This window comes from Streptomyces sp. NPDC001728 (genome assembly GCF_040297565.1).
GTDB lineage: Bacteria > Actinomycetota > Actinomycetes > Streptomycetales > Streptomycetaceae > Streptomyces.
This window is the reverse complement of sequence record NZ_JBEOZK010000031.1, coordinates 17149-43659: the sequence shown is the minus strand read 5'-3', so window position 1 is coordinate 43659 and position 26511 is coordinate 17149. Positions and strand designations below refer to the sequence as shown.

At 72.3% G+C, this 26511-nt stretch carries 28 protein-coding genes and 3 pseudogenes; 22 read left to right on the top strand and 9 right to left on the bottom strand.

Annotated elements, in window-relative coordinates; genetic code table 11:
• Positions 1-62: 62 nt before the first annotated feature.
• The 3 genes from ABT154_RS31945 (at position 63) to ABT154_RS31935 (ending at position 2971) form a co-directional block, all read left to right on the top strand.
• Positions 63-1196, top strand: a complete 1134-nt coding sequence (locus ABT154_RS31945) for a GntR family transcriptional regulator (RefSeq protein WP_351861581.1) — start codon at positions 63-65, stop codon at positions 1194-1196.
• A 93-nt stretch (positions 1197-1289) separates the two neighbouring features.
• Entirely contained in the window at positions 1290-2222 is a 933-nt protein-coding gene (locus ABT154_RS31940) for an SIS domain-containing protein (RefSeq protein ID WP_351861579.1), read from the top strand.
• Complete coding sequence (locus tag ABT154_RS31935; RefSeq protein ID WP_351861577.1) at positions 2219-2971, top strand: PIG-L deacetylase family protein; 753 nt, start codon at positions 2219-2221, stop codon at positions 2969-2971. The genes ABT154_RS31940 and ABT154_RS31935 overlap by 4 nt, the downstream gene beginning before the upstream one ends.
• Positions 2972-3028: 57 nt before the next feature.
• Here the strand turns inward: ABT154_RS31935 and ABT154_RS31930 are convergent, their stop codons facing one another.
• Both ABT154_RS31930 and ABT154_RS31925 read right to left on the bottom strand, forming a co-directional pair.
• On the bottom strand, positions 3029-3802 hold the full coding sequence (locus ABT154_RS31930) for a VOC family protein (RefSeq protein WP_351861575.1): 774 nt from the start codon (positions 3800-3802) through the stop codon (positions 3029-3031).
• 126 nt (positions 3803-3928) lie between these two features.
• The gene (locus ABT154_RS31925) at positions 3929-4912 is read right to left on the bottom strand and encodes an NAD(P)/FAD-dependent oxidoreductase (protein WP_351861574.1); all 984 of its coding nucleotides are present in this window, start codon (positions 4910-4912) and stop codon (positions 3929-3931) included.
• Positions 4913-4978: 66 nt separating this feature from the next.
• On the opposite strand from ABT154_RS31925, the gene ABT154_RS31920 reads away from it, so the two are divergent.
• From ABT154_RS31920 to ABT154_RS31870, 11 genes are all read left to right on the top strand, one after another.
• Positions 4979-5566, top strand: a complete 588-nt coding sequence (locus ABT154_RS31920) for a helix-turn-helix domain-containing protein (RefSeq protein ID WP_351861572.1) — start codon at positions 4979-4981, stop codon at positions 5564-5566.
• 68 nt (positions 5567-5634) lie between these two features.
• Entirely contained in the window at positions 5635-6603 is a 969-nt protein-coding gene (locus tag ABT154_RS31915) for an NADPH:quinone oxidoreductase family protein (RefSeq protein ID WP_351861570.1), read from the top strand.
• The gene (locus ABT154_RS31910) at positions 6600-7784 is read left to right on the top strand and encodes an acyl-CoA dehydrogenase family protein (RefSeq protein ID WP_351861568.1); all 1185 of its coding nucleotides are present in this window, start codon (positions 6600-6602) and stop codon (positions 7782-7784) included. The genes ABT154_RS31915 and ABT154_RS31910 overlap by 4 nt, the downstream gene beginning before the upstream one ends.
• Positions 7781-8944, top strand: a complete 1164-nt coding sequence (locus ABT154_RS31905; protein WP_351861566.1) for an acyl-CoA dehydrogenase family protein — start codon at positions 7781-7783, stop codon at positions 8942-8944. Before ABT154_RS31910 ends, ABT154_RS31905 begins: the two co-directional genes overlap by 4 nt.
• A 134-nt stretch (positions 8945-9078) precedes the next feature.
• Positions 9079-10695, top strand: coding sequence for an ABC transporter substrate-binding protein (locus ABT154_RS31900; protein ID WP_351861564.1), 1617 nt, complete (start codon positions 9079-9081; stop codon positions 10693-10695).
• Positions 10692-11684 (top strand): ABC transporter permease, encoded by a 993-nt coding sequence (locus tag ABT154_RS31895; RefSeq protein WP_351861563.1) that lies wholly within the window; start codon positions 10692-10694, stop codon positions 11682-11684. Before ABT154_RS31900 ends, ABT154_RS31895 begins: the two co-directional genes overlap by 4 nt.
• The gene (locus ABT154_RS31890; protein WP_351861561.1) at positions 11677-12513 is read left to right on the top strand and encodes an ABC transporter permease; all 837 of its coding nucleotides are present in this window, start codon (positions 11677-11679) and stop codon (positions 12511-12513) included. Before ABT154_RS31895 ends, ABT154_RS31890 begins: the two co-directional genes overlap by 8 nt.
• A gap of 29 nt (positions 12514-12542) precedes the next feature.
• Positions 12543-13538 (top strand): ABC transporter ATP-binding protein, encoded by a 996-nt coding sequence (locus ABT154_RS31885; RefSeq protein ID WP_351861622.1) that lies wholly within the window; start codon positions 12543-12545, stop codon positions 13536-13538.
• A complete protein-coding gene (locus ABT154_RS31880; protein ID WP_351861559.1) occupies positions 13531-14196 on the top strand; it encodes an ABC transporter ATP-binding protein in 666 nt (221 codons plus the stop codon). Before ABT154_RS31885 ends, ABT154_RS31880 begins: the two co-directional genes overlap by 8 nt.
• Before the next feature lie 113 nt (positions 14197-14309).
• A complete protein-coding gene (locus ABT154_RS31875) occupies positions 14310-14504 on the top strand; it encodes a hypothetical protein (RefSeq protein ID WP_351861557.1) in 195 nt (64 codons plus the stop codon).
• A 484-nt stretch (positions 14505-14988) separates the two neighbouring features.
• Positions 14989-15501, top strand: a complete 513-nt coding sequence (locus tag ABT154_RS31870) for a L,D-transpeptidase family protein (protein WP_351861555.1) — start codon at positions 14989-14991, stop codon at positions 15499-15501.
• 104 nt (positions 15502-15605) lie between these two features.
• On the opposite strand, the gene ABT154_RS31865 is transcribed toward ABT154_RS31870, so the two are convergent.
• Entirely contained in the window at positions 15606-16073 is a 468-nt protein-coding gene (locus ABT154_RS31865; RefSeq protein WP_351861553.1) for a hypothetical protein, read from the bottom strand.
• A gap of 53 nt (positions 16074-16126) precedes the next feature.
• Between ABT154_RS31865 and ABT154_RS31860 the strand changes: the two genes are divergently transcribed.
• The 3 genes from ABT154_RS31860 (at position 16127) to lepB (ending at position 18252) form a co-directional block, all read left to right on the top strand.
• Positions 16127-16645, top strand: a complete 519-nt coding sequence (locus ABT154_RS31860) for a DNA/RNA non-specific endonuclease (protein WP_351861551.1) — start codon at positions 16127-16129, stop codon at positions 16643-16645.
• Positions 16646-16736: 91 nt separating this feature from the next.
• Entirely contained in the window at positions 16737-17243 is a 507-nt protein-coding gene (locus ABT154_RS31855) for an SMI1/KNR4 family protein (RefSeq protein WP_351861549.1), read from the top strand.
• 169 nt (positions 17244-17412) lie between these two features.
• Positions 17413-18252 (top strand): signal peptidase I, encoded by an 840-nt coding sequence (lepB, locus tag ABT154_RS31850; protein ID WP_351861620.1) that lies wholly within the window; start codon positions 17413-17415, stop codon positions 18250-18252.
• Positions 18253-18286: 34 nt separating this feature from the next.
• On the opposite strand, the pseudogene ABT154_RS31845 reads toward lepB, so the two are convergent.
• Both ABT154_RS31845 and ABT154_RS31840 read right to left on the bottom strand, forming a co-directional pair.
• Positions 18287-18460, bottom strand: a pseudogene (locus tag ABT154_RS31845) (transposase); the annotation flags it as partial.
• A gap of 395 nt (positions 18461-18855) precedes the next feature.
• A pseudogene (locus tag ABT154_RS31840) lies at positions 18856-19218 on the bottom strand (transposase family protein); the annotation flags it as partial.
• Between the two features lie 143 nt (positions 19219-19361).
• Between ABT154_RS31840 and ABT154_RS31835 the strand changes: the two are divergent.
• A complete protein-coding gene (locus ABT154_RS31835) occupies positions 19362-20333 on the top strand; it encodes a ferritin family protein (protein WP_351861547.1) in 972 nt (323 codons plus the stop codon).
• Positions 20334-20986: 653 nt separating this feature from the next.
• Here ABT154_RS31835 and ABT154_RS31830 read toward each other — a convergent pair.
• Positions 20987-21631 (bottom strand): carbonic anhydrase, encoded by a 645-nt coding sequence (locus ABT154_RS31830; protein WP_351861545.1) that lies wholly within the window; start codon positions 21629-21631, stop codon positions 20987-20989.
• Between ABT154_RS31830 and ABT154_RS31825 the strand changes: the two genes are divergently transcribed.
• Positions 21579-21827, top strand: a complete 249-nt coding sequence (locus ABT154_RS31825; protein WP_351861543.1) for a cold shock domain-containing protein — start codon at positions 21579-21581, stop codon at positions 21825-21827. The two genes, ABT154_RS31830 and ABT154_RS31825, sit on opposite strands and share 53 nt — an antisense overlap.
• A gap of 79 nt (positions 21828-21906) precedes the next feature.
• Here ABT154_RS31825 and ABT154_RS31820 read toward each other — a convergent pair whose 3' ends face one another.
• A complete protein-coding gene (locus tag ABT154_RS31820) occupies positions 21907-22665 on the bottom strand; it encodes an SDR family NAD(P)-dependent oxidoreductase (protein WP_351861541.1) in 759 nt (252 codons plus the stop codon).
• 379 nt (positions 22666-23044) lie between these two features.
• Positions 23045-23581, bottom strand: coding sequence for a GAF domain-containing protein (locus ABT154_RS31815; protein ID WP_351861539.1), 537 nt, complete (start codon positions 23579-23581; stop codon positions 23045-23047).
• Here ABT154_RS31815 and ABT154_RS31810 point away from each other — a divergent pair.
• Positions 23538-23687 carry a DUF5709 domain-containing protein gene (locus ABT154_RS31810; RefSeq protein WP_502969633.1) on the top strand — a complete coding sequence of 50 codons (150 nt, stop codon included), beginning with the start codon at positions 23538-23540 and terminating at the stop codon, positions 23685-23687. The genes ABT154_RS31815 and ABT154_RS31810 overlap by 44 nt on opposite strands.
• A 101-nt stretch (positions 23688-23788) precedes the next feature.
• A pseudogene (locus tag ABT154_RS31805) lies at positions 23789-24201 on the top strand (CBS domain-containing protein).
• 196 nt (positions 24202-24397) lie between these two features.
• Here ABT154_RS31805 and ABT154_RS31800 read toward each other — a convergent pair.
• Complete coding sequence (locus tag ABT154_RS31800) at positions 24398-25309, bottom strand: UbiA family prenyltransferase (RefSeq protein ID WP_351861537.1); 912 nt, start codon at positions 25307-25309, stop codon at positions 24398-24400.
• Between the two features lie 78 nt (positions 25310-25387).
• On the opposite strand from ABT154_RS31800, the gene ABT154_RS31795 reads away from it, so the two are divergent.
• Complete coding sequence (locus ABT154_RS31795) at positions 25388-26506, top strand: type III polyketide synthase (RefSeq protein WP_351861536.1); 1119 nt, start codon at positions 25388-25390, stop codon at positions 26504-26506.
• The last annotated feature ends 5 nt before the right edge of the window (positions 26507-26511 follow it).

Sequence of the window (26511 nt, the reverse complement as noted above, 5' to 3'; positions counted from 1 at the left end):
CATAGGATGCGGCGGGCGTCCGGGCGAACGAGCACGGACGCCGGGAGCACGAGGGGGTCCGGATGGCGGGACGCGAGACACCGGCATCGGGCCGGGAGCTGAAGTTCCGGGCCCTCATGGCCGAACTGCGGCGCGGCATCCTCGACGGCACCTGGCCGCCCGGCAGCAAGCTCCCCACCGAACGCGCCCTCGCCACCGAGACCGGACTGTCGGTCACGACCGTCCGCCGCGCCTACGAGGACCTCGTCGCCCTCGGCCTCGTCGAACGACGCCAGGGCGCCGGCACCTTCTCCGCCCACCGCCCCGAACGGGACGGCACGGGCCGGCGGATCGTCGGCGTCCTCGTCCCCGACACCACCTTCTACTACCCCCGGGTGCTCCAGGGCATCGAGAGGGAACTCGCGGCGGCCGGCGCCCGGCTGGTCCTCGCCTGCTCCCACTACGACCCCGACGAGGAGGACGCCGCCGTCGAACGCCTCCTCTCCGCCGGCGTCCACGGCCTCCTCCTCGTCCCCGGCCTGCACACCGCCACCGACCCCGGACGACGCGTCGAGGAACTCCTCGCCCTGCCCGTCCCCGCCGTCCTCGTCGAACGCCGCCTGGCCGCCCACGGCCCCGGCGACCCCACCGAGCACGTCTGCACCGACCACGAGGGCGGCGCCTACGACGCGGTCCGCCACCTCCACGCCCTCGGCCACCGGCGGCTCGGCCTGGTCGCCCGTACCGACGCGCCCACCACCGCCCCCATCGACTCCGGCTTCGCCCGCGCCCTCCACGACCTCGGACTGCCCGAGGCGCCGCCCCCCGAGCGGGACGTGATGGCCCACTGGGACCCCGACCGCGCCAACCGGGCTCTCGCCGCACTGCGCGCCGCCGGGGTCACCGCCGCTCTCTGCTTCGGCGACCGGGAGGCCGCGCTGCTGCTGGCCGCGGCCCGCCGCGCCGGGGTCCGCGTCCCGGAGGACCTCGCCCTGATCAGCTACGACAACGAGTTCGCCGACATCGCCGAGACCCCGCTGACGGCCGTGTCCCCGCCCAAGTACCAGCTCGGCCGGCTCGCCGCGCAGATCCTGCTCCGCCGGCTCGCCGAGGGCGAGGCCGCCCCGCTCCACCAGGTGCAGCTGCGCCCCCGGCTGGTCGTCCGGGCCTCCTGCGGGGGACGGCCGGGAACCGGCGGCGCGCGAAAGTCCAAGTGATGGTCCGGCATTGCTCATGGAGTGCTCCCGACGACTGCCGGTAGAACTCGGTCCGGGGCCCCGCGGGGGAGCCCTGCGAGGAGAGGACCCGACATGAGCACCCACGTCAGCGCGGAGATCGCCGGCCAGCCCGACTGCTGGCGCCGTGCCGCCGAGATCGCGGACCGGCACGCCGAACCGCTCCCCACCCGCGGCGAGCGCGTCGCGGTGGTCGGCTGCGGCACCTCGTACTTCATCGCCCGCGCCTACGCCGCCCTGCGCGAGTCCCTCGGCGCGGGCGAGACCGACGCCTTCCCGGCCTCCGACTCCACACCGCTCGGCCGCGGCTACGACCGGATCGTGGCCCTCACCCGCTCCGGCACCACGACGGAGGTCGGGGACCTGCTCGCCCGCGCGGCGGGGAGCATCCCCACGCTCGTGCTCACCGGCGTGCCCGACAGCCCGGCCGGCCGGCTTGCCGACCGGGTGATCGACCTCGGCTTCGCAGACGAACGCTCCGTCGTCCAGACCCGGTTCGCGACCACGGCCCTCCAACTCCTGCGCGCGGGCCTCGGGGTGGACCTGACGTCCTCGATCGCCGACGCCGAACTCGTGCTGTACGAGCGGCTGCCCGCCGCCTGGGAGCGGCGCGGCCAGTTCACCTTCCTCGGCACCGGCTGGACCGTGGGCCTCGCCGACGAGGCGGCGCTCAAACTCCGCGAGGTGGCCCGTGCCTGGACGGAGTCGTACGCGGCGATGGAGTACCGCCACGGCCCGATCAGCATCAGCGACCGGTCCAGCCTCGTCTGGTGCCTCGGCCCCGCCCCCTCCGGGCTGCGGGACGAAGTGGAGTCCACCGGCGCCCTGTTCGCCGCCGACGCGATCGACCCGGTCGCCGCGCTCGTCCGCGCCCAGCGGCTCGCGGTCGCCCTCGCGGACCGGCGCGGGCTCAACCCCGACCGGCCCCGGAACGTCTCGCGTTCGGTGATCCTTTCCGGAGCGTTCCGACCGACCGCCGCGGAGGCGGCCCGTATCCTGCGGGCATGACCGGAACCGATGTCACGGACCTCGCGGAGATGCCCGGCGACTGGCAGCGCGCCCTCGCCGTCGTCGCCCACCCCGACGACCTGGAGTACGGCTGCGCGGCGGCCGTCGCCGAGTGGACCGACGCCGGCAAGGAGGTCGTGTACGTCCTCGCCACCCGTGGCGAGGCCGGCATCGACACCCTCGCCCCCGACGTCTGCGGCCCGCTGCGTGAGCGCGAGCAGCGGGACAGCGCCGCCGTCGTCGGCGTGGACACCGTCGAGTTCCTCGACCACCGCGACGGGACCATCGAGTACGGGCTGGGGCTGCGCCGTGACATCGCGGCAGCGATCCGCCGCCACCGCCCGGAACTCGTCCTCACCCTCAACCACCGGGACACCTGGGGCGGCGGCCCCGGCGCCCCCTGGAACACCCCGGACCACCTGGCCGTCGGCCGTGCCACGCTCGACGCGGCGGCCGACGCCGGAAACCGCTGGATCTTCCCCGAACTCACCGAGCGGGGGCTCGACCCCTGGAACGGTGTGCGCTGGGTGGCGGTCGCGGCCTCCAGCACCCCGACGCACGCCGTCGACGCGAGCGGGGGCCTGGACCGGGCGATCCGCTCGCTCCTCTGCCACCGCGCCTACATCGAGGCCCTGACGGACGAGGACCCGGAGGAGTACGTCCGCTCCTTCCTCACCGGCGCGACGGGCCGCGCCGCCGACCGCTTCGGCGGCCGGCCCGCGGTGGCCTTCGAACTCTTCGCCCGCTGACGGAGCACGGCCCGGCCGCCCCGGGGCGGAGGGGGGCTGAACTCGGCGGCGGCCGGGTCAGCCCGTCGGCGCGGGCTTGAGGACCGCGAAGGGCGCCCCGAAGGGGTCGGCGAGCCAGGCGATGCGGCCCACGTCCGGGATGTCGGCCGCCGGCATCAGGACCGAACCGCCGTTGCCCTGCGCGGCTGCCGCCATCGCGTCGGCGTCCTTCACCGCGAAGTACGGGATCCAGCGCGGTGTGTCGCTCTGGAGCTCGGCGGCGCCGCCGAAGGAGGCGTCCTGCTGGTCGCCCTCGGCCGTGGAGACGACCCGGTACGTCATGCCCGGTGTCTCCATCTCCGCCCAGCGCCAGCCGAACAGGCCCCTGTAGAAGCCGAGGACGGCCTCCGGGTCGTGGACGTGCAGCTCCACCCAGAGCAGGGTGTTCGGCGACGAGGTCCGTTCGAGGCCCTGGGTGGTGCCCGGCTGCCAGACGGCGAACTCCGCGCCGCCCGGGTCGGTGAGGGCGGCCATCCGCCCCGCCGCCATGACGTCGATGGCCGGCGCCCGCACGGTGCCGCCCGCCGACTCGGCGGCCTTCTGGGTGGCGTCCGCGTCCGGGGTCCGGAAGTAGACCGTCCAGGCGCTGTGCGCGCCCTCCTCGGTGAGCGGGCCGAGCGCGGCGACCGTACGCCCGTCCTGCTGGAAGAAGCCGTAGCCCCCGGCCTCGGGGCCCGCCGAGCGGAACTCCCAGCCGAGGACGGCGCCGTAGAAGGCCGCCGCCGCGTCGGTGTCGGGGCTGCCGAGGTCGAGCCAGCAGGGCGAACCCTTGGTGAACTGCGTACCGAGCATGGGAGGTGTCCCGTCCTTCCGTCGTCCGTCACTGCCGGGACCGCGCCGCCGGCTTCTCCGGCATTTCGGCCACCATGACCGATCCTCGTCGCTCGCCCCTGACCGCGCAGCCGCAGCCCCACGGGTTCATCCGGTCGGCCGACCGGTCCCGTCCTCCCGCCGGAGTGCCACCGCGGCCTCCAGATCGGCGAAGACCAGCTCGCCGTTGAGCGCGGCGCCGGCCCGGTACCCCCGGCTGACCGCGTTGACCACCTGCTCCTGCGGGCCGGTCACGTTCCCGGCCGCCCACACACCGGGCACGCTCGTCCGGCCCGTCTCGTCCACCGCCACGAACTCGCCGAAGGGGGTGGTGCGCAGCTCGGCGCCGAGCCGCCGCAGCATCCCGTCCCTGGGCGCGAGGCGCGAGGCGGCGGCGAACACCGTCGAGCGGGCCACGGTCCGGCCGTCGGCGAGCCGCACCCCGGTCAGCCGGTCGTCCTCCACCGCGAGCCCCGTCACCTCGCCCCGCTCGATCCGGACGCCCGCCGCGTCGAGGAGGGCCGCCTCGTGCTCGGAGGGCTCGGCGGCGGTGTGCAGGAACAGGGTCACGTCCTTCGACCAGTGCGCGACCATGAGCGCCTGGTGGGCGGTCATCGTCGGATGGGCGATGACGCCGAAGGCCCCGTCGCGGACCTCCCAGCCGTGGCAGTAGGGGCAGTGCAGCACGTCACGGCCCCATCGTCCGGCGAGCCCGTCGATCGCGGGCAGCTCGTCGAGGAGCCCGGTGGTGACGACGAGCCCGCGCGCGCTCACCGTGCCGCCGTCCGCCAGGGTGAGGGTGAAGCCGCCGTGCCCGTCGGGTGCCGCGTCCGTCACCTCACCGGTCCGGAAGCCGACCCCGTACTCCGCGATCTCGGCCCGCCCGGCCGCGAGGAAGTCCGCCGGGCTCATGCCGTCCTGGGACAGGACGCCCTGCATGTGCGCGGCGGGAGCGTTGCGCGGCTCCCCGGCGTCGACCACCAGGGTCCTGCGCCGTGACCGGCCCAGGATCAGGGCGGCGCTGAGCCCGGCCGCGCCCCCGCCGATCACCAGGGCCTCGTAGTCGTACGTGTCGTCCAGATGCGCGTTCATACGGCGAGAGTCGCCCGGACCCGGAGGTACAGCAAGCTGTGTTGCTGTTTCTGCAACACTGGAGACATGACCGAAGACGACCGCATAGACGCCGTCCTGAACGAGGTCGGGCCCCGCCTCCGCCGCGTCCGCCGCGACCGGGGCGTCACCCTCGCCGAACTCTCCGCCGCCACCGGCATCTCCGTCAGCACCCTGTCCCGCCTGGAGTCCGGACAGCGCAGACCCAGCCTGGAACTCCTGCTGCCGCTCGCCCGTGCCCATCAGGTCCCGCTCGACGAACTCGTCGGCGCCCCCGCCGCCGGCGACCCGAGGGTCAAGGCCAAGCCGATCGTCCGCAACGGCCGCACGATGTTCCCGCTGACCCGGCAGCCCGGTGGCCTCCAGGCGTACAAGGTGATCCAGGAGGAGACCCAGGGGGAGCCGGACCCGCGCGTCCACGAGGGATACGAATGGCTCTACGTACTCTCCGGGAGGCTCCGGCTGGTCCTCGGCGAGCACGACGTCGTCCTCGCCGCGGGGGAGGCGGCCGAGTTCGACACGCGCGTCCCGCACTGGTTCGGCCCGACGCCCGACGGGCCGGTGGAGTTCCTGAGCCTGTACGGGCCGCAGGGGGAGCGGATGCACGTCAGGGCCCGCCCGAAGAAGTCCGGCTGAGGCGTTCCCCCCAAGGCAAGCGACCGCTTAGTATGCAACCGACCGCTCGGTACGGAGGAGGCTTCCGGATGCAGGCATGGCGTGTGTACGAGAACGGGGAACCGGCCGCGGTGATGCGCCGCGAGGAGGTGGACGCGCCCACGCCGGGCGACCGTCAGGTCCTCCTCAGGGTCCGCGCCGCGAACGTCAACTTCCCCGACGCCCTGCTCTGCCGCGGCCACTACCAGGTCCGCCCCCCGCTGCCCTTCACCCCCGGCGTCGAGGTCTGCGCCGAGACCGAGGACGGCCGCAGGGTCATCACCACCACCGCCCTCCCGCACGGCGGCTTCGCCGAACTCGTGCTCGCCGACGCGGCCGGACTGCTCCCAGCCCCCGAGTCGCTCGACGACGCGGAGGCCGCCGCCCTCCACATCGGCTACCAGACCGGCTGGTTCGGCCTGCACCGCCGAGCCGCCCTTCAGCCGGGCGAGACCCTCCTCGTCCACGCGGCGGCCGGCGGCGTCGGCAGCGCCGCCGTCCAGCTCGGCAAGGCCGCGGGCGCCACCGTGATCGGCGTCGTCGGCGGGCCCGGGAAGGCGGCCGTCGCCCGCGCACTGGGCTGCGACCTCGTCATCGACCGACGCTCCGAGGACGTCGTCGCCACCGTCAAGGCCGCGACCGGCGGACGCGGCGCCGACGTGATCTACGACCCCGTCGGCGGCGAGGCCTACCAGCAGTCCGCCAAATGCGTCGCCTTCGAGGGCCGGATCGTGATCGTCGGCTTCGCCGGCGGCACCGTCCCCGCCCCAGCGCTCAACCACGCCCTGGTGAAGAACTACGCGGTCCTCGGCCTCCACTGGGGCCTCTACGCGGCGAAGGACCCGGCCTCGATCGCGCGCTGCCACGAGACCCTGACCGAGTACGCGGCCAAGGGCCTCATCAGGCCGCTCATCGGCGAGCGCGTCCCCTTCGCGGGCGCGGCCGACGCCGTCCAGCGCGTCGCCGACGGCACCACCACCGGCCGCCTGGTCGTCCTCCCGGAAGAAGTCCACGCATGACCGGCGCCGAGGAACTGCGCGCACTCGCCAGGAAACTGCTGGCCGAGCACCCGCCCGCCGACACCGACCGCACCGACTTCCTCCGCGCCCGCTTCGACGCCGGACTCGCCTGGGTGCACTACCCCGTCGGCCTCGGCGGACTCGACGCGCCCCGCGCGCTCCAGTCCGTCGTCGACGCCGAACTCGCCGCCGCCGGCGCCCCCGACAACGACCCACGCAGGATCGGCATCGGCCTCGGCATGGCCGCCCCCACCGTCCTCGCCCACGGCTCCGACGAGGTCAAGCGCCGCTTCCTCCGGCCCCTCTGGGTCGGTGAGGAGGTCTGGTGCCAGCTCTTCAGCGAGCCCGGAGCCGGCTCCGACCTCGCCGCGCTCGCCACCCGGGCCGTCCGGGACGACGCGGGGGACTGGATCGTCGACGGACAGAAGGTGTGGACCTCCAGCGCCCACGTCGCCCGCTGGGCCATCCTCATCGCCCGCACCGACCCGGACGCCCCCAAGCACCGGGGCATCACCTACTTCGTCTGCGACATGACCGACCCCGGCGTGGAGGTCCGGCCGCTGCGCCAGATCACCGGCGAGGCCGAGTTCAACGAGGTCTTCCTCACCGGCGTCCGCATCCCCGACTCCCACCGCCTCGGCGGGGTCGGCGACGGCTGGCGGGTCGCGCAGACCACCCTCATGAACGAGCGGGTCTCCATCGGCGGCGCCCGCATCCCGCGCGAGGGCGGCATGATCGGGAAGGCCGCCACGACCTGGCGCGAACGCCCCGAGCTGCGCACCCACGACCTGCACCGGCGCCTCCTCGACCTGTGGGTCGACGCCGAGGTGGCCAGGCTGTCCGGGGAGCGGCTGCGGCAGCAGCTCGTCGCGGGCCGCCCCGGCCCCGAGGGCAGCGCGATGAAACTGGCCTTCGCCCGGCTCAACCAGGCCATCAGCGGTCTGGAGGTCGAACTCCTCGGCGAAGAAGGCCTGTTGTACGGGCAATGGGAGATGCGCCGCCCCGAACTCGTCGACTTCACCGGCCGCGACGCGGGCTACCGCTATCTGCGGTCCAAGGGCAACTCGATCGAGGGCGGTACGAGCGAGGTGCTGCTCAACATCGTCGCCGAGCGGGTCCTCGGACTGCCGCCGGAGCCCCGCAACGACAAGGACGTCGCCTGGAAGGACCTGGCCCGATGAAACAACCGACGGAGCCGACGGAACAGCCGCTGGACCTCCTTCACTCCGAGACCGAGGAGGATCTGCGGGCGGCCGTCCGCGCGCTGCTCGCGGACCGGGCCGGGCACCAGGCGGTCCTCGGCCGGATCGAGACGGGCGACCCGTACCTCCCCGGTCTGTGGAAGTCCCTCGCCGCCGACATGGGCGCCGCCGGCCTCCTCGTCCCCGAGAAGCTCGGCGGCCAGGGCGCGAGCCACCGGGAGGCCGCCGTCGTCCTGGAGGAGCTGGGCCGTACGGTGACCCCGCTGCCGTATCTGACGAGCGCGGTGGTGGCCACCGAGACGCTGCTCGCCCTGGCGGAGCGGAGCCGGGAGACGGGGAGCCGGAAGGGCGAGGACCGGGAGGCGGTGAGCCAGGAGGTGGCCGGACTGCTCGCGGACCTCGCGAGCGGGCGCACGGTCGCGGTGCTCGCCGTACCGCTGTCGACGGCGCCCGGGGCGGAACTCCCGCCCACCGTCCCCGCCACCGACTCCGTCTCCGGTGTCGCCGACGCTGTCGCCGCCGACCTGTTCCTCGTCCCGCGCCCCGACGGTCTGTACGCCGTGCCGGCCGCGGCGGCGACCGTCGTGCCGCAGAGCCCGCTCGACCTCACCCGCCCGCTCGCCACCGTCACCACCCGAGCCGGGAGCGGCACCCGCCTCGCGGGCCCCGATGCCTCCCGGGCGGCGGTCCGGCGCGGACTGCTCGCCGGGGCCGGTCTGCTCGCCTCCGAGCAGCTCGGCCTCGCCGAGTGGTGCCTTGAGGAGACCGTCCGGTACACCCGCGAGCGCCACCAGTTCAACCGTCCGGTCGGCTCCTTCCAGGCCCTCAAGCACCGCATGGCGCAGCTCTGGCTGGATCTCGTCGGGGCCAGGGCGGCGGCCCGCGCCGCCGCCGATGCCCTCGCCACCGGGCGCGGTGACGCCCCGCTGCTGGTGGCCGTCGCCCAGGCGTACTGCTCCAAGACGGCCGTCCGGGCCGCCGAGGAGTGCGTACAGCTGCACGGCGGGATCGGGATGACATGGGAGCACCCGGCGCACCTGGCGCTGAAGCGGGCCAAGTCCGACCAGATCGCCCTGGGGTCGGCGGGCCGCCACCAGGACGCGATCGCGGCCCTGGTCGGCCTGGAGCCCCCTCGGTAGGCCCCGCGAGGAGCCCCGCGCAGGCCCCCGGGTGAGCCCTGGGTAAGGGGCCCCTATGTTCACACCCCTTTACATACTGTTTAATTGCGAGCTGTTCGCAACAACAGTTGATCTCCAAGAGGGGTGTGGACACGATGACCGCCCGATCCGTCCGCGGCGCGGCCGCCGCGACACTCGCGGGGACCTTCGCGCTCACCGCGGCGGCCTGCACGAACCCCGGCAGCACCGCCGGAGGCTCCGGCGGACCCAAGGATTCCGCGGTCGTCGGCATCGCCTACGAGCCCGAGACCCTCAGCCCCCTCCTCGGCTACGGCAAGGACGGCAATTCCAAGATCTTCGACGGGCTGCTCGCCTTCGACGCCGACATGAAGCTGAAGCCGGCGCTCGCCACGAAGCTGCCCCGGATCACCGCCGACGGGCTCACCTACACGTACACCCTCCGCAAGGGCGTCACCTTCAGCGACGGTGCCCCCTTCACGGCCGAGGACGTCGTCTTCACGTACCGGACGATCCTCGACCCGAGGACGAACAACCCCTCCCGCACCGAACTCGACGCCCTCAAGAGCGTCGAGGCGACCGGCGAGGACACCGTCGTCTTCCACCTCAAGTACCCCTACGCGCCCTTCGCCCAGCGCACCGTCCACGCCATCGCCCCCGAGCACGTCGCCGCCCAGCAGGACGTCAACACCGGCGCCTTCACCACGAAGCCGATAGGCACAGGACCGTACGTCCTCACCGGCTGGTCCAAGGGCGAGAAGCTCAGCTTCAAGGTCAACCCGTCCTACTGGAACGGCGCGCCCGCGGTGAAGAAGTTCACCATGGCGATCATCAAGGACGACGACGTCCGCGCCACCCGGCTGCGCGCCGGGGACCTCGACGGCGCCGTCCTGCCGCCCAACCTCGCCGCCGGGTTCAAGGACGACAAGGCGAAGAAGACCTGGACGGCCAAGACCTACGACTACCGCACGGTCACCCTCCCCACCCACCACCAGGTCACCGGCGACACCGCCGTCCGCCGCGCCCTCGACCTCGCCGTCGACCGGCAGACCATGGTCGACAAGATCCTCGAAGGCACCGGGAAGCCCGCGTACGGACCCGTCCCCACCGACAGCCCCTGGTTCGCGAAGGGCACCGAGCGCCGCCACGACCTCGCCGGCGCGCAGAAGATCCTCGACGAGGCCGGCTGGAAGCCCGGCCCCGACGGCGTCCGCGTCAGGAACGGCGTCCGCGCCGCCTTCCCGCTCTGGTACCTCTCCGGCGACAAGCTCCGCCAGGACCACGCCCTCGCCTACGTCTCCGACGCCAAGAAGGCGGGCATCGACATCACCGCCCAGGCCGGCACCTGGGAGGTCATCGAACCCCGGATGAAGACCGACGCCGTCCTCGCGGGCGGCGGCTCGCCCGGCGACCCCGACTTCGACCAGTACCTGCTGCTCAGGTCCACCCTCGCCGGAGACGGCTTCAACAACATGGCCTGGTACGACAACAAGACCGTCGACCGCGCCCTCGACGAGGGCCGCCGCACCGACGACCTCACCGAGCGCCGCGCCGCCTACGACACCGTCCAGCGCGAACTGGTGAAGAACCCCGGCTACACCTTCCTCACCCACATCGACCACCTCTACGTCATGAACGACGCCTGGGACGGCCCCAGCACCCAGACCGAGCCCCACGACCACGGACTCGCCTCCGGCCCCTGGTGGAACGTCGAGAGCTGGAAGCCGAAGCAGGCCGGAGCGACGCAGAAGTGAAGCGCCGCCTCCCCTGGGGGGCCATGGCACGGATGACGGGACGGCGCGCCCTCGCCGCCGTCCCCGTCCTCCTCGCCGTCACCCTCGCGGTGTTCGCCGTCGCCGAAGCCTCCCCCTTCGACCCCGTCAAGGCCTACGCCGGTACCGCCGGACTCACCGCCTCGCGGGAGAACCTCGACCAGCTCCGCGCCAACCTCGGCGTCGACCGGCCCCTCCTCACCCGCTGGTGGGAGTGGCTCGCCTCGGCCCTCACCGGCGACCTCGGCGACTCCGCCGTCATGCGCCGCCCCGTAGCCGAGGTCATCGGCGAACGCCTCGGCTGGTCCGTCCTCCTCGCCGTCACCGCCTTCCTCGTCGCCATCGCGCTCGGCACCCTCCTCGGTGTCCTCGCCGGGCGCCGCCGCGGCGGCCTCGTCGACCGGGCCGTCAGCTCCGTCGCGTACACCCTGGAAGCCGCCCCCGCGTTCTGGCTCGGCCTCCTCGCCATCTGGTTCTTCGCCCTGAAGCTCGGCGCCCTGCCCGCCGGAGGACTCACCGACACCGGCAGCGACACCGTCACCGCCGACCAGGTCGCCCGCCACCTCGTGCTGCCCGCGCTCGTCCTCGGCGTCTCCCAGCTGCCCTGGTTCTTCCTGTACGTCCGCCAGGGCGTCGGCGACGCCCTCGACGAGGACCCCGTGCGCGGCGCCCGCGCCCGCGGCCTGCGCGAACGCACCGTCCTCACCGGCCACGCCCTCCGCTCCGGAATGCTGCCCATGCTCACACTCGTCGGCTCCCGCGTCCCCGAACTCATCACCGGCGCGCTGCTCGTGGAGACCGTCTTCAGCTGGCCCGGCATCGCCGCCGCCACCGTCCAGGCCGCCACCTCCGTGGACTTCCCGCTGCTCGCGGCCCTCACCGTGCTCGCTACCGCAGCCGTCCTCCTCGGCAACCTCCTCTCCGACCTCCTCTACGGACTCGCCGACCCGAGGGTGGGCTTCGATGGCTGACCCGCGCACCCACCGCCTACGACTCTGGAGCTCCGCCCTCGTCGTCGGCGTGATCCTCCTCGCCGTCCTCCTCGTGCCCCCGCTCGTCCAGCTCGACGAACAGGCCGTCGACCTCTCCCGCAAGCTCCTCCCGCCCTCCTGGGAACACCCCTTCGGCACCGACGACCTCGGCCGCGACCTCCTGCTGCGCTGCGTCTACGGCCTGCGGATCTCTCTCCTCGTCGGCCTCGTCGCCGCCCTCGTCGCCACCGTCGTCGGCACCGCCGTGGGCGCGGCGGCCGGGGCGCTCGGCGGCTGGACCGACCGCACCCTGATGCGGCTCGTCGACACGTTCTCGTCCGTACCGCACCTGCTGCTCGGCATCTTCGTGGTCGCCCTCTTCCGGCCCGGCGTCTGGCCCGTCATCGCGTCCGTCGCCGTCACCCACTGGCTCTCCACCGCCCGGATCGTGCGCGCCGAGGTCCTCTCCCTGCGCACCCGGCCCTTCGTCGACGCGGCCGTCTCCGGCGGCGCCACCCGCTGGCGCGTCACCGTCCGGCACCTGCTCCCCGCCGTCCTGCCCCAGGCCGGACTCGCCGCCGTCCTGATGATCCCGCACGCCATGTGGCACGAATCCGCGCTGTCCTTCCTCGGCCTCGGACTCCCCAGCCACCAGGCCAGCCTCGGCAACCTCGTCCAGAACGCCCGCTCCTCACTCCTCGCCGGCCAGGGCTGGCCCACCCTCTTCCCCGGCCTCCTCCTCATCGTTCCCACTCTCGCCATCGCCGGCCTCGCCGGCACCTGGCGCGACCGCCTCAACCCGCGCCGCCGATCGGAGCTGATGCTGTGAACGCCCCGTACGCCCCCGAGGACCGGGTCCTGCGCGCGCTCGACGCCGTCACGGCCGAGCGGGCCGAGGGGGCCGTGCTCAGCGTGCGTGATCTGAGCGTCCGGTTCCGGCTGCGGGGCGGGCGGACCGTCGCCGCCGTCAGCGGTGCCGGTTTCGACCTCGGGGCGGGGGAGTGCCTCGCCCTCGTCGGCGAGAGCGGCTGCGGCAAGTCCGTCCTCGCCTCCGCCCTCCTCGGGCTGCTGCCAGGGAACGCCGAGGCCTCCGGTACGGCCCTGCTCGCGGGCCCGGCGGGCGAGGACGGCGTCGACCTGCTCGCCGCCGACGAGAAGACCCTCGCCCGCACGGTACGGGGGCGCCGCGTCGGCCTCGTACCGCAGAGCCCCGCCGCCCACCTCACCCCCGTCCGCACCGTACGGTCCCAGCTCGACGAGACCGTCCGCGCCCTCACCGGCACCGCCCGCCGGGCGCGCCGCAAGGCCGCCGAAGAGGCCGCCGAGCGGGCCGCCTTCCCCGCCGGGCACCTCGACCGCTACCCGCACGAACTCTCCGGCGGCCTCGCCCAGCGCGCCGCCACCGCCCTCGCCCTCATCTGCGGCGCCCCCCTGCTGCTCGCCGACGAACCCACCACCGGTCTCGACCGCGACCTCGTCGACCGCACCGTCGACGAACTCCGCCGCCACGCCGACGACGGCCGCGCCCTGCTCCTCATCACCCACGACCTCGCCGCCGCCGCGCGGATCGCCGACCGCGTCGCCGTCATGTACGCGGGCCGCATCGTCGAAATCGCCCCCGCCCGGCGGTTCTTCGGCCCCACCGGGCCCCGCCACCCCTACGCCCGCGGCCTCCTCGACGCCCTCCCCGACCGGGCGTTCACCCCGATCCCCGGCATGCCCCCGGAACTCTCCGCGCTGCCCGAGGGCTGCGCCTTCGCCCCGCGCTGCCCGCTCGCCACCGAACTCTGCGCCGACCGCCCCGCGTTCACCACGGGCGTCGCCTGCCATCACCCGGAGCACCCCCGTGCTTGAACTCGACACCGTCACCGCCGGATACGACCGCCGCACCCCCGTCTTCCGGGGCGCCACCCTCACCGTCGCCCCCGGCGAATCCGTCGGACTCCTCGGCCCCAGCGGCTGCGGCAAATCCACCCTCGCCCGCGTCGCCGCCCTCCTCCACCGCCCCGACGCCGGCCGCCTCGTTCTCGACGGCACCGAGGTCACGGCCTGGCGCCACCGCGCCCCGCGTGAACTGCGCACCGCCGTCGGCGTCGTCTTCCAGCAGCCCCGCACCGCCGCCGACCCCCGGCTCACCCTCGCCGACCTCGTCGTCGAACCCCTCCGCGCCACCGGCCGCCGCACCGAGGCCGCCGCCCGCCTCGCCGAACTCGCCCCCGCCGTCGGACTCACCCCCGACCTACTCGTCCGCCGCCCCCACGAGGTCAGCGACGGCCAGCTGCAACGCGCCTGCCTGGGCCGCGCCCTGGCCCTCCGCCCCCGCTGGCTGATCTGCGACGAGATGACCGCCATGCTCGACGCCTCCACCACGGCGGCCCTGGTCGCCGCCGTCGAGACCTACCGCACCGAAACCGGCGCGGGCCTCCTCGCCGTGGGTCACGACAGGGTCCTGCTGAACCGCTGGTGCGACCGCACGGTGGAGTGGAAGGACTGCCTGCCCACCGCCTCCTGACCGGATCTCACCCGTATGGCCGCCCCGCCATACGCCCGGACGGAACGCACATTCCGCCACACTGTCCGCCGAACGCCGCAATTCCGGTGCGGCGACGGAGGGACGTGAACGCGATGGCCGTTTCCATTTCTGTCGTGGTGCTGCTGCTGGTGCTCGCCTCGATTTTTCTGCGCAGCGGCGGGCTCAAGTTCAGCCACGCGCTCGTCTGCGCCCTGCTCGGCTTCTTCCTCGCCGGGACCAGCATGGCGCCCACCATCCACGACGGCGTCGCCGCCACCGCCGACGTGGTCTCCAGCCTCAGGCCGTGATCGTCGCGGGGCGTGAACGGAGGTGAACCGCCGTGAACCGCCCATAAACGAGGGGTGGTTCCGATTGCGGACCGGCAACGCACCCGCACGATGGCCACCTGGCGCAACCTCGCCATCGGAGTCCTCCGGGCAGCCGGATCGAAGAACATCGTGGCCGGCCTCCGCCACAACGCCCGCGAGCGACCCCCGCCGCCCCCTCGCACTCCTCGGCCTCACGTGATCACAAACCGGACGTCACGCGACTACGCCGAAGCCCTGGGCGCGTCCCCAGGCCGTTCCGGCCTGCATCACCTGTACGGCCGGCTTGCGGCCATCGGCGGCGACGGCCGTCAGGTCAGCTTCCGGTTCGGCGATCTTCGCCAGGAGGCGGTCACGCTCGGCCTCGCGGTCCTTGGTCGCCTGCTCCGCCTCTGCCGCCTTGCGAGAAGCTCCGGGGCCGAAGGAGCTCGCCCAACGAGCGCCAGGCCCGACTCGACGCCTTTCGATGGCGTGGCAGAAGGGCTCCTCCGGCTGGAAGGCGCAGTTCTCCACGAGTGCCGGACGCGTGGGCTCCAACGGTGTCGTGGACGGCGCGACTCGCAGGCAGAGCACGTACACCACGCCTTCGGGTACGTACACGATCACCGAGGGCTTCGGTGTCGAGTCGGGTGGGACCGCCATGCCGTGCACCAAGGTTGACGACCGTCACTGGTGGGTGGAGGACCCGGAGTCGAAGTTCTACAACCAGATGCACACGGCGGCGGGAGCGGATTTCCCGCTCACCGAGTCCGGTGAGCGCGGCAGTGAGCGCCTGATAGACCACCCGACGCAGTACGCCAAGGCGCTCGTCATCGACTTCAACCGATGGCCCGCCGTGCCCGGCCGCGGCGCCGGGATCTTCCTGCACGTCAACGGCATTGGTGCGACGGCCGGCTGTGTGTCCGTGCCGCGGGCGACGACGGACCGGTTCATGGGCTGGGTCAAGCCGTCGGCGAACCCGCGGATAGCGATCGGCTGACACTGCGCCGCGTGACGCCAGACGGCCGGACCTCGCGCAAGGGGTCCGGCCGCCGGTGTTCGCGGGAGTTGCCGGGGAGAGGCTGCGTAGCAGGGGGCGCTGCGTCACGCCCTGCCGTCGCCGGACGGCGGCTCGCCGGTGCACGTGGCACGCCCGAACTTGCCCATGGCCGTGGCGCGCTGGACGTGCTTGCCGCCGACCGCCAGTGCGCAGGACGCCTGTCCGCCCTTCCCGTCGAGAACGACGGCGATCGTCGGAGCCTTGCCGAGGGGCACCTGAACCGACTTCGTCCACGGAAGGGTGACGGCCTTCTCCACCGTGGCCGTACCGGCCTCGCTGCGGGCGAGATACGAGACCTCGACGGTCCCCGTTCCCGTGACCTCGTACGTCACCTCGGCCGTCGGCGTGGCGCGCGGCATCGGCTGCTCGTCGGTGTCGAGGATGCCGTAACCGACGAGTCCGAAGCAGGCGAGTAGGGCAATGCCGCCGATCAGGAAGCCCAGCCAGTCCGGCGAGCCGCCCCGTGCTCTCGTGTTCTTTCTCCTCCAGTACCACGATTTCTGTAATTTCATTGGACGACATGAGAGAGCCCGGCTTTCGCTTGGTCGGCAGATGAACCGAGTGGTTGTACACCACGCCGCCGAAAAGCGTGGTCTTCTATCAGGCTCTCGACAAGTACGACCGGGCGCAGGGAGCGCGGGCCTGCCTCAACTCCGGCGACTTCAGCTGGGAGAGTGGAGAGGGCAAGGTCGTCAAGGGAAATCCCGGCTCCATGATCAAGGGAACTCAGGTCCCGCGGCCCATGCGGAACTACCCCGAGACCGTGCCCCCTGGTTTTCAGTTCGGTCAGAAAATGAACCGCGGCCACCTGCTGGGGAATCAGCTGGGTGGTAGCGGTACCGAGATGCGGAACCTCGTCAGCTTGTACGCCAGGCCCAATCGGAAGTTGATGGCGGCGTACGAGAACCAGGTTGCCGGCATGGTGGCCAAGGGGCAGACGGTCTACTACGAGGTGACCGCCAACTACACGGGGAAGAAAGCCGTTCCCGAAAGCCTGACCATCAAGTGGTTGAACCTGGACACGGGAGAAATGCCACGCGACCCCATCACGATCTGGAACACACCGACGGGGCTCAAGCCGTAGGTCGGTAGGCTGGATCACCGGAGGTGCGGGCGGACATCGATCCTGATGTCCGCCCGCACCCCGCCATTCCGTGAAAGGTCTTTACATGTGGGTGCAACGTATACTCGAATTCACCGGCTGGGAGCCGTCGGCGCACTCCGTCGACTGGGCAGCGGTCGAGGAGGAGCTTCGCATTCCTCTGCCGACGGATTTCAAGCAACTGTGTGAAGGTTTCGGCGGAGGAACCTTCTGTGACTCCGTCGCCTTTCTTGGCAGTATGGAAGGGTCTCATTTCAATTTTCTCCTGCCGTGGCGAGCGCCCCTTCCCATTCCTGTGGAAAGCGGTCAGTACCAGGAGTGCACGCCGGGCGGGAAGGGGTACATCACATGGGCCTCGACGGAATGGGGTGCTGAATACTGCTGGCTCGTCGGCGCACAGCAGCCCGGTGCATATCCTGTCCTCGCGCGGGGCGACGCCGGCGAGTGGTGCGAGTACGACATGTCGACGTCGGAATTTCTCTACAGGGTCCTGGCGGACAAGGATTTCCAGCCGTTCGGCATCGCTCGGTACGGCCTTGATCCGACGTTCCAGCCGGGTCCCGAGGCTCACGGCAGCTGACGGGGGGCAAGGATGGTGTTGGCGCAGCGGCGAAGCACGGGCCGCGGACTGAGAATCGCCGCATGGGTACTGGTTCCAGGGGGGGCTGTTCCTGGTGCTGGGCGCCGGGGGAGGGATCGTGCTCGGCGGTGGCCTGGACGGCAAGCGGTTCACTGTCAGGGGCGAAGCGATGCGACCCACTTATGGTCCTGGCGAGCGGCTGACCGTCATGCAGGTCGGTGAAGGGGAGATACGCCGGGGCGACGTCGTCCTCGTCAGTGTGCCCGGTCGGTACGGGAACGCGCCGGTCCTGCAGCGGGTGATCGGCCTGGGCGGGGACCACGTGGAGTCCCGTGAGGGTGTGCGGGTCGCGGTGAACGGCAAGCGGATCGACGAGCCGTACGTGATGCGTGACCCGCTCGGTTCGGCAGGCTCACCGTACGACGTGACCGTGCCGGAGGGGCGCTTGTTCCTGCTGGGCGACAACCGGCCCAACGCGAACGACTCGCGCCATTTCCTCGACGAGCAGTCGGGCAGCGTCGCGGCCTCCGACGTGCGCGGCCGTGTCCGAGCCGAATGGTCCGTGCTGTTGGTGTTGTGGGCACTGGTGGCCTTCGGAGCCCTGCTCGCACTGGTCGGGATCGGATCGGGAATCTGGGGGGGTACGCGACCAGGTAGCGTTCCCTGGCGCGGTGGTAACGACATGGTCCGTGGCTTGGCCTGGATCTTGCGGGAGGGTCCGCCGACGGAGTCGGCGGACCTTTTCGGCTTTCGGGGCAGGCGCTGGGCCGGGCCGAGGATCCTGCGACAGCGTTGTTCGGTCTTCTCGGCAGCCTCGGCAGCCTCGGCAGCCTCGGCAGCCTCGGCAGCCTCGGCGGTCTCGCCATGGAGATCGCCGAACGGGTCGTGCGGCGGGGGAGCCGGCCCCCGGTGTCGGTCTGGGGCGATCGCTCGTGGAGACCCTCACGTTCCGAGGACGTGCCCGGACGAGGCGGCGGTACCGTCTGAAGCAGCGGATTCAGCTGGGTGACGTCGTTGCGGTTCCCGCCGGTCAAGGTGGCGCAGCAGCTCATGCCCGAGCCGAAGCCGAGTTCCTGCGGCAGGTACTCCCAGGCGATCCCCGTGAGCAGGACGAACAGGACGCCCTGGAACACCAGTCGGTCTGGATGCCGCCTTCACCCGGGGTGTTGGGGCCGACGCTCCACCTTCGGTAGCAGCCGCTCGATCACCGCCCGCAGCTCGTGGTCGACTGGAGCACCTGGCGGGGTGGTTGCCGCTCTCCCGGGTGGTCACGGAACGCTATCGTCCGGTGACATGAGGGCGAACACCACAGGTTTCGCGGCTGCTTCGGCAGCCGCCGCGCTGCTGGCCGTTCGGGCCCCGGCGCACGCGGCCCCGGGCGCCGCCCGGCCGTTTGCGTGCGTGGACGATCCTGCTGGCTTATTCCGTGCCTGGCGGGGCTGGTGGCTCGTTGGTCGGGGCAGCGGCGGCCGTCTTGGCGTTCCCGGTCACGAGGAGGCTGGTTCCCAAACGGGTAACGGTGTGCCGCACGGTGTTGGCGTAGCGAAGGCTGGTGACCAAGCCGACGGCCCGCAGCGCAGAGGCGTGCTCAGACGCGGAGGCCGGGGAGATGCCGCAGCTCGACGCCTTCAGCCTGGGCATACGCGAACACATCCGCCAGGGTCCGAAGCCGCAGGCCAGGACGGTCGGGAACCGCGCATCCCCGCTCGGCCAGAAGCGCTCGTATCTCCCCGATGCCCCGGGTGACGGTGGAACGGTCTACACCGAGGAGCGGATCGAGGACCGAGTGCGGCAGATCGTGCCGCAGCTGAATCAGTGTGGCGACCAGCCGGTCGACGAACACCAGCCGATGCCTGGCGCCGGCACCCGCGGCCCGCCTCCTGCCCCCACCACGCACCTCATGACGGCGGCCTTCGACACCGTCTCCCATGGGCCGGCCCACTCCGTGACCAGACGAGCGAGATTCACGGGAGATACCCGTGAAAAGCCGATGCGCGAGAACCGTACGACGTTACCAGTCACTCAGGCGGTCCAGGTAAACAGGCGCGGCGACGGGAGGCGGGTCGCAATGAGAGAGCAGGCGCTCACATTCCGTGAGTGCCGAAAGGAGAGGACACCATGTTCCGTCATTCGATCCGCACCGTGCTGGTGGGACTGTGCACGCTGGCCGCAGCGTCGCAGGCGGTCACGGCCGCTGTCGCAGCGGACACGCCCACCGCCTCTGATCAGACGGCGTCCGTCGCTGTCCGGCCCCTGAACCCGCAGACACTGGCCGACCTGGCCACCGCCATGAAGGGCGAAGCTTTCGCCTACGCTTCCTACAACCTGTTCGCAGCCCAGGCTGGCCGCGAGGGTCTCTCCCGCGTCGCCGTGCTCTTCCGCTCCACGGCCCGTACGGAGCTGAACGAGCATTTCCGTGAGGCAGCGGCCCTGGCCGGCGTGGTCGGCAGCAACGAGGACAACCTGCGCGAGGCCATCAACGGCGAAAGCTACGAGCACGAGACGATGTACCGCCAGTTCGCCGAACAGGCCGGGACGGACGGAGACGCTCAGGCTGCCGAACTCTTCGCCGAACTCGCTGCGGACGAGGGGCACCACCGCGACGCGTACCGCACCGCGCTGAGCGTCCTGACCAGCGGGCACGGCGCGATTCCCGCACCGCCACGAGCCGACACAGTGCAGGTGCCCGCCGGGCCGATCCAGGTGAAGTCGGCCCGCACGAAAGCCAACCTGGACACGGCCATGCACGGTGAGGCACTGGCCTACGCCAAGTACATGCTCTTCGCCGCCCATGCGCGACAGACTGGCCAGCCCGCGCTGGCCCAGCTGTTCGCGGGCACCGCCGACGTTGAACTGCACGAGCACTTCGCCGGCGAGGCGGTCCTGGCCGGCCTGGTTGGCATCACGAAGGAAAACCTGCGAAAGGCCATCGCCGGAGAACGCTACGAGGCAACAACCCTGTATCCAGGCTTCGCCGCACAGGCCATGGCCGTAGGCGACATCTCTGCGGCCCGCTACTTCCGCGACACGGCAGCCGACGAAGCCAGGCACGCTGCCGCCTTCCAGCAAGCCCTCGACCGTCTGCGCTGAGGCCATCCGGATGCGGGGCGGTGGCGCGAGCGCGGTCCTTGTTCGACCCGCTCGGCGGCTTCGGCCGGGGCCTCGCTCTCGAGGATCAGCCGTCCGGACAGCCCCACCCGGCGTTCCCGGTTGCCGGATCGGGTCTGTGGGTCGAGTGCCAGCTGGTCGAGCAGCAGCAGGTGCCCGGCGCGGTCGGTGAGTACCAGACCCAGCCACGACCCCGGCACGGCTGTTCACCGAGGCTGTTCTGCACGGTCTGAAAGCTCGCCTGTACGACGACGTCGTGAGGCGCCCCCGTGACATGACCGCCCAGACGCTGAACCTCAACGACCGGGCTGGATGCGAGTCCACCGGGGCCTGGAACAGCACCGGCGCGCTGCACCCGGCAGAAGACGAGAAGACGGCAGCATGTGACCGGTCGCCCCGACCTGGGAACGGTTCGCCGGTGCCACCGGGGTTCTGCGAGCAGACGGCGGCCCCTTCAATTCCCTGCGTGCCGTGGGCTCGGTCAGCACAAAGACTGCCTTCGCCTCGGGCGTGGTCCGCAGCGGTCAGACACGCTGCGGGCCACGCGCCGACGCCGGACGCGGGCAGGGCGTGCCGCCCACTGGGCGAGTCTGCAGCTACGCGGCCGGCCGACTGTGTTCCGTGAACAGCGGCGGTCAGGATGCGGCGGGAACCGGAACGTCGAGGCTGCGGGCGGCGACGAGCTGGGCGCTGCCGTCCGCCAGGCGGTAGGACAGGCCGACCACACCAAGGCGGCCGTCGGCCACCCGCTCGGCCAGGACGTGGGAGCGTTCCAGCAGCAGGTCGACGGTGCGCTCGATGTGTTTGGCCAGGATCTCGTCGGCGCTTTCGCGTCCGGCGGCGCGGGCGGCCAGCACGCTGGGGGTCACCCGTTCGACGACGTCCCGGACGAAGCCGCCCGGTGTCTGCCCGTCCTTGAGGGCGGAGCAGGCCGCGGCGACGGCGCCGCACGAGTCGTGGCCGAGGACGACGACCAGCGGCGCGTTCAGGACGGCTGCTCCGAACTCGATCGAGCCGAGTACCTCGGTGCCGGCGACGTGGCCGGCGGTGCGGACCACGAACAGGTCACCCAGGCCGCGGTCGAAGATGATCTCGGCGGCCAGCCGGGAGTCGGAGCACCCGAAGAGCACGGCGAACGGCTTCTGCGACGGCGCGGTCTCGGTGCGGCGGACGGCATCCTGGTTCGGATGCTCGGGAGTTCCGGCGACGAAGCGCTGGTTGCCAGCCATGAGCAGCTCGAAGGCGTCGCGGGGCGTCGGCGTCTGGATCTTCTCAGTCATACCGGCAGGCTACGAGGCGGCACCAGCACTCGCACCGCCTGGCCTCGCGCCGGCTCTCTTCGGCCCGGACCTCTTCGTCCACTACTCCGAGATCCAGGCCACCGGCTACCGCAGCCTGGAGGAGGGGCATCGGGTGGAGCATGAGGTCACGCCGGGCGCGAAGGGCCCGCAGGCCGCCCAGGTGAACGTCGTCTGAGGGAGGGGCCGCGTGGTCCTGGTCGGCGCCCGCGGAGCGGGGTGGCGGGTCAAGCCGCCGGGGGCCGCGGGTGCTGGCGCTACCCGTGCTCTGTGTCCGTTTCGGTGAGGATCATGCTTCCGGTGGTCGCGCCGCCGTCGATGACGAACTCCGAGCCGGTGGAGTAGGTGGCTCCGGTGGCGAGGAAGAGTGCCATTGCGGCTACCTCGTCGGGTGTTCCCCAGCGGGGGATGGGCTGGGCTGCGGTCATGGAGTCGTCCATGTCGGCGGTCATGGGTGTGCTGATGGGGCCGGGGTGGATGGAGCAGACCCGGACACCGTCGGCGGCCAGTTCGAGAGCGGCGGTCTTCGTCAGGCCGCGGAGCCCCCATTTGCTGGCGACGTAGGCGCCGAGGTTGGCATATCCCATCAGGCCGGCCGTGGAGGAGATGTTGATCACTGCTCCTCCGTGTGCGCGGCGCAGGGCCGGGGCCAGGGTGTGGATGCCGAGCCATGCTCCGTACAGGTTGACGTCGATGACCCGGCGGAACGACTGCGGGCTCTGTTCCTCGATGGTTCCGAAGTCGACGATGCCTGCGTTGTTGACCAGCAGGGACACCGGGCCGTAGGAACCTTCGGTGTCGGCGAGTGCGGCGGTCCAGTCATCGGGACTGGTGACGTCCAGGTGCTGGTAGCGCACGCGGGTGCCGAGGTCTGCCGCCAGGGCCTGGCCTTCCTCCTGGAGGACGTCGGCGATGGTGACCGAGGCTCCTTCGCCGGCGAAGGTCCGGGCGATGGCCGCACCGATGCCTCGGGCCCCTCCGGTGACGAGGGCCGTCCGCCCGTCGAGCCGTCCCATGGCGATCTCCTGGTTTCTCAGATTGGCTGACCGGTTTGTGCGTTCAGCTTGCCCTGTGGCGGGCTGTCCGGCCCGGAGGGGAGGCGGCGTGTCCGTCTTCTCCGGTCGTGCACTGCCAGGTCGGCGATGGGGTGGCCTGTGGTGGGTGCGGGCGGCGTTCGGTCAGTTGGCGGACGGGCTGGTAGGGGGATCGGTGCGGTGGGCGTGGTCCAGGTCGTAGACGGTGTCGCGGATGACGGGATCGAGGCGGCCGACGGTGCGCATGAGCTGCTGCTGACGGCCGGGGTCGAGAGTGGTGGCCAGGCGGTGAAGGGTGAGGCTGACGGCGAAGATGTCCGCGATGACGCGGTCGCGCAGCTCTTGCGCGATGCGGTCGTGGTCATGCAGGCGAGTGAGTTTCTTCGGCGTCGGCGCGCTGCTGTGCCAGTTGCCGGGTGAGGGCGGCTTGGGTGACGAAGGCGCCCAGCAGGTCGAGCTGGCGTGTGTCGAAGGCGGGGCGGCCGGGACGGCGGGTGACGAACAGGACGCCGGCGTTCTGGCCCTGGTGGGTGAGGGGCGCGAACATGGCGGGCCCCAGCGTGGGCGACCAGGCGGCTGCGGGGGAGTGGGCCCGTTCATCGGTGGCCGTGTCGTCGCTGATGAGCGGGGTGCCGTTGGCGAGGACCGCTCCGCACAGGGAGGTGTCGGTCGGCAGGTGTTTGCCGTTGAGCGCTTGGGAGTCGTGGCCGGTGGCGGCGTGGAGCGTGAGGGCTTGTCCGCAGGGCGGTGGCGGTGAGGCCGGCGTCGGCGGTCGTCCGGGCGTGCTCGGTTTGTGAGCGTTTTCAGCGCTGACGCTCCACGGTGAGGATGGCTGCGGCGATTGAGGTGTGCGAGTGATCGTGGACCTGGACGGGGTGCTCGGCGCCCGTACCGACACCACCCGGGAGCTGCTCGCCCGGGACGAGGGCATCGACGGAGGTGCGGCGAGCGCCGAGAAAGCGGCCGTGCACGTCGTCAAGGACGAATACCCGGACGCGACGTGACGGCCGGCCGGCTCACCGCCGCCCCGTACGGCCCCCGCGCACACTTCCGCCGACCGCTCGAACGACCCCACCCACCCACACCTGGCGAAGGGAGCAGTCGGATGACCACGGCTCGCGAGATCATGACGGAGGGCGCCGAGTGCATCGGCGCCGAGGAGGCGGTCCTCGAGGCCGCGAAGAAGATGACGCAGACGGGCGTCGGAGCGCTGCCGATCTGCGGCACCGACGACAAGCTCAAGGGGATGCTCACCGACCGCGACATCGTCTGAAGGTCCTCGGAGTCGGCAAGGATCCCGCCCAGTGCAAGGCCGGAGAGCTCGCCCAGGGCGAAGCGGTCACCATCGGTGCCGACGACGACGCCGAGATCATGCGCGCGATGGCCGACCATCGGGTGCGGCGCCTGCCCGTCATCGACGGCCACCGCCTCGTGGGCGTCGTCGCCCAGGCCGATGTCGCCCGGGCCCTGCCCGACCCCCAGGTCGGCGACCTCCTGCAGGCCCTCTCAGCCGCCTGACGCGCCGAGGGCCTACGCGCGCGGGGCAGGGAGCGACGCATCGCCGCGGGAAGGTCCGGCGGCGCCGACGCCGCGACCCGGGTGCCCCGCGCACGCGGGTCGCGGTCCCGCTCGTCGCCGAGGCGCCGGAACCGGCCGGCGCGTGCGCCGCCCCGCTCCGCGACGGCGGTTGCCGCCGCGAGCCCGGGCGAGCCGGTCACGGCGCGATCCGGGCCCCGGCAGGCGCGGTTCCGGCCAGCACCAGCAGTACGACGTCGAGTCCGGCCAGGGCCAGGATGGCGACGAAAGGCCCCCGCCCGCGCAGCAGCGCGGGCGGTCCGGCCACCGCCACGGCGCAGAGAGCGACGGCCACGCCGACCGGTGCCGCTCCGGCGAGGGACACCCGGCCCCCGGCGCCGGCCGTCAGCGTCACACAGGAGGCCAGGGTCAGGGCGGCGGCCGATGCCGAGCATCCCCGCCGGCCCAGTCGCTGCGGGAGCCCGCGCACCCCGCTCGCGAGGTCGTCGTCGAGGTCGGGCAGGACGTTCGCGAAGTGGGCGCCGGTCCCCAGGAGGGCCGCCGCGGCGGTCAACCACGGGGGCGGCCAGGGGCCGCCGGGAAGGGCCAGCGTCAGGAACGCGGGCAGCAGCCCGAAGGCGACGGTGTAGGGAAGCCAGGAGAGAGCCGTCCGTTTGAGCCACAGGTTGTACGTCCATCCCCCCGCGACGCCGCCGAGGTGCACGGTGCCGACCAGGAGCCCGCAGCCGAGCGACAGCGGGACGCAGACCAGCAGGGCCGTGCACGCCGCCGCGCCCACCGTGCCCGGCCGGGCGGCCCCCGTGGCCAGCGGCTTGTCGCGGCGTCCCGCCGCTCGGTCGCGCACGAGGTCCCGTCGGTCGTTGGACCAGCCGATGGACAGCTGCCCCGCGGCGACGGCGGCCACCGCCAGGGCCCCGGAGGCGAGATCCAGCCCGAAGGCGGTGGCCAGCAGGGCCGTGAGAACCGTCACCGCCGCCGCCGGCACCGGGTGACTCGCCTTCAGCAGACCGAGGACGAGGGAGCGTTCCGTCGGGCCGGGCACCCCCGGAGCGGCGAGGCGGTGGGGTCCTTCGTCCGTGGTGGGGCGCATCGCCCCACGCTAGGCGACGGCGCGCCCGTGTTCTCCCGGTTGAGGGTGTCGATGCCTCCTTGTCCCTATGTTGGAGCAATGACCCGCGTCCTCGCGGTGAGCACGGCCTTCCCGCCGCACCGCTACCCGCAGCACGAGATCACCGAAGAACTCGTCTCCGGCCTGCCGCCCGGATCCGACCGGGCTCTCGTACGCCGGCTGCACGCCGCGGCCGGTGTGGAGAGCCGGCACCTCGCTCTGCCCCTCGACCGTTACCGCGATCTCGGTTCGTTCGGCGAGACCAACCGCCTCTTCGTCGAACTGGCGGTCGTGCTGGGCGCCGAGGCCGTCGAGCGGGCGCTCCACGACGCCGGCGTCCACGCGGAGGACGTCGACCTGGTCGTCTCGACCACCGTGACCGGCATCGCGACCCCCTCTCTGGAGGCGCGCCTCGCCGCCAAGGTCGGTCTGCGGCCCGACGTCCGGCGCACGCCGCTGTTCGGGCTCGGTTGCGGCGCGGGCGCCGTCGGCCTGGCCCGCGTCCACGACTTCCTCGAAGGACGGCCGGACGGCACCGCTCTCCTCCTCTCCACCGAACTGTGCTCACTCACCTTGCAGCGCGCCGACACGTCGACGGCGAACCTGGTGGCGGGCGGCCTGTTCGGGGACGGAGCCGCCGCCCTCGTGGCCGTCGGCGCTGAGCATCCGGCCGACGCCGGCCATCCCGTCGGCAGTGACCTCTCCCCGGCCTCCGCACGTACGGCATCAGGCCCGGCCGGTTCCTCCGGGCCGAGCGTCGTGGCGGCACGCAGCCGCCTGTACCCGGGGACCGCGCACCTGTTGGGGTGGGACGTCGGCGACTGGGGCTTCCGCATGGTGCTCGGTCCGGAACTCCCGGAACTCGTCAGGTTGCAGGTGACCGAGGAAGTCGAGTCCTTCCTCGCCGCGCACGACCTCAAACCCGGGGACGTGGGGGCGTGGATCTGCCATCCCGGCGGCCCGAAGATCATGGACGCGCTCGCCGGCGGGCTCGGCCTGCCGGACTCGGCCCTCGCGGCGAGCCGCCGCGCCCTGGCCGCCCACGGCAATCTGTCCTCGGCCTCGGTGCTGCAGATCCTGAAGGACGTCCAGGCCGCCCGGCCGCCGTCCGGAACGACCGGTCTGGTGATCGGCCTGGGGCCCGGCTTCTCCTCCGAACTCGTCCTCCTGGTCTGGTGAGGCTC

Coding starts and splice junctions, on each gene's coding strand:
- ABT154_RS31945 (WP_351861581.1), top strand. CDS start 63: ATGGCGGGACGCGAGACACCGGCATCGGGCCGGGAGCTGAAGTTCCGG.
- ABT154_RS31940 (WP_351861579.1), top strand. CDS start 1,290: ATGAGCACCCACGTCAGCGCGGAGATCGCCGGCCAGCCCGACTGCTGG.
- ABT154_RS31935 (WP_351861577.1), top strand. CDS start 2,219: ATGACCGGAACCGATGTCACGGACCTCGCGGAGATGCCCGGCGACTGG.
- ABT154_RS31930 (WP_351861575.1), bottom strand. CDS start 3,802: ATGCTCGGTACGCAGTTCACCAAGGGTTCGCCCTGCTGGCTCGACCTC.
- ABT154_RS31925 (WP_351861574.1), bottom strand. CDS start 4,912: ATGAACGCGCATCTGGACGACACGTACGACTACGAGGCCCTGGTGATC.
- ABT154_RS31920 (WP_351861572.1), top strand. CDS start 4,979: ATGACCGAAGACGACCGCATAGACGCCGTCCTGAACGAGGTCGGGCCC.
- ABT154_RS31915 (WP_351861570.1), top strand. CDS start 5,635: ATGCAGGCATGGCGTGTGTACGAGAACGGGGAACCGGCCGCGGTGATG.
- ABT154_RS31910 (WP_351861568.1), top strand. CDS start 6,600: ATGACCGGCGCCGAGGAACTGCGCGCACTCGCCAGGAAACTGCTGGCC.
- ABT154_RS31905 (WP_351861566.1), top strand. CDS start 7,781: ATGAAACAACCGACGGAGCCGACGGAACAGCCGCTGGACCTCCTTCAC.
- ABT154_RS31900 (WP_351861564.1), top strand. CDS start 9,079: ATGACCGCCCGATCCGTCCGCGGCGCGGCCGCCGCGACACTCGCGGGG.
- ABT154_RS31890 (WP_351861561.1), top strand. CDS start 11,677: ATGGCTGACCCGCGCACCCACCGCCTACGACTCTGGAGCTCCGCCCTC.
- ABT154_RS31875 (WP_351861557.1), top strand. CDS start 14,310: ATGGCCGTTTCCATTTCTGTCGTGGTGCTGCTGCTGGTGCTCGCCTCG.
- ABT154_RS31870 (WP_351861555.1), top strand. CDS start 14,989: ATGGCGTGGCAGAAGGGCTCCTCCGGCTGGAAGGCGCAGTTCTCCACG.
- ABT154_RS31865 (WP_351861553.1), bottom strand. CDS start 16,073: ATGAAATTACAGAAATCGTGGTACTGGAGGAGAAAGAACACGAGAGCA.
- lepB (WP_351861620.1), top strand. CDS start 17,413: ATGCGACCCACTTATGGTCCTGGCGAGCGGCTGACCGTCATGCAGGTC.
- ABT154_RS31835 (WP_351861547.1), top strand. CDS start 19,362: ATGTTCCGTCATTCGATCCGCACCGTGCTGGTGGGACTGTGCACGCTG.
- ABT154_RS31825 (WP_351861543.1), top strand. CDS start 21,579: ATGAGCAGCTCGAAGGCGTCGCGGGGCGTCGGCGTCTGGATCTTCTCA.
- ABT154_RS31830 (WP_351861545.1), bottom strand. CDS start 21,631: ATGACTGAGAAGATCCAGACGCCGACGCCCCGCGACGCCTTCGAGCTG.
- ABT154_RS31820 (WP_351861541.1), bottom strand. CDS start 22,665: ATGGGACGGCTCGACGGGCGGACGGCCCTCGTCACCGGAGGGGCCCGA.
- ABT154_RS31800 (WP_351861537.1), bottom strand. CDS start 25,309: ATGCGCCCCACCACGGACGAAGGACCCCACCGCCTCGCCGCTCCGGGG.
- ABT154_RS31795 (WP_351861536.1), top strand. CDS start 25,388: ATGACCCGCGTCCTCGCGGTGAGCACGGCCTTCCCGCCGCACCGCTAC.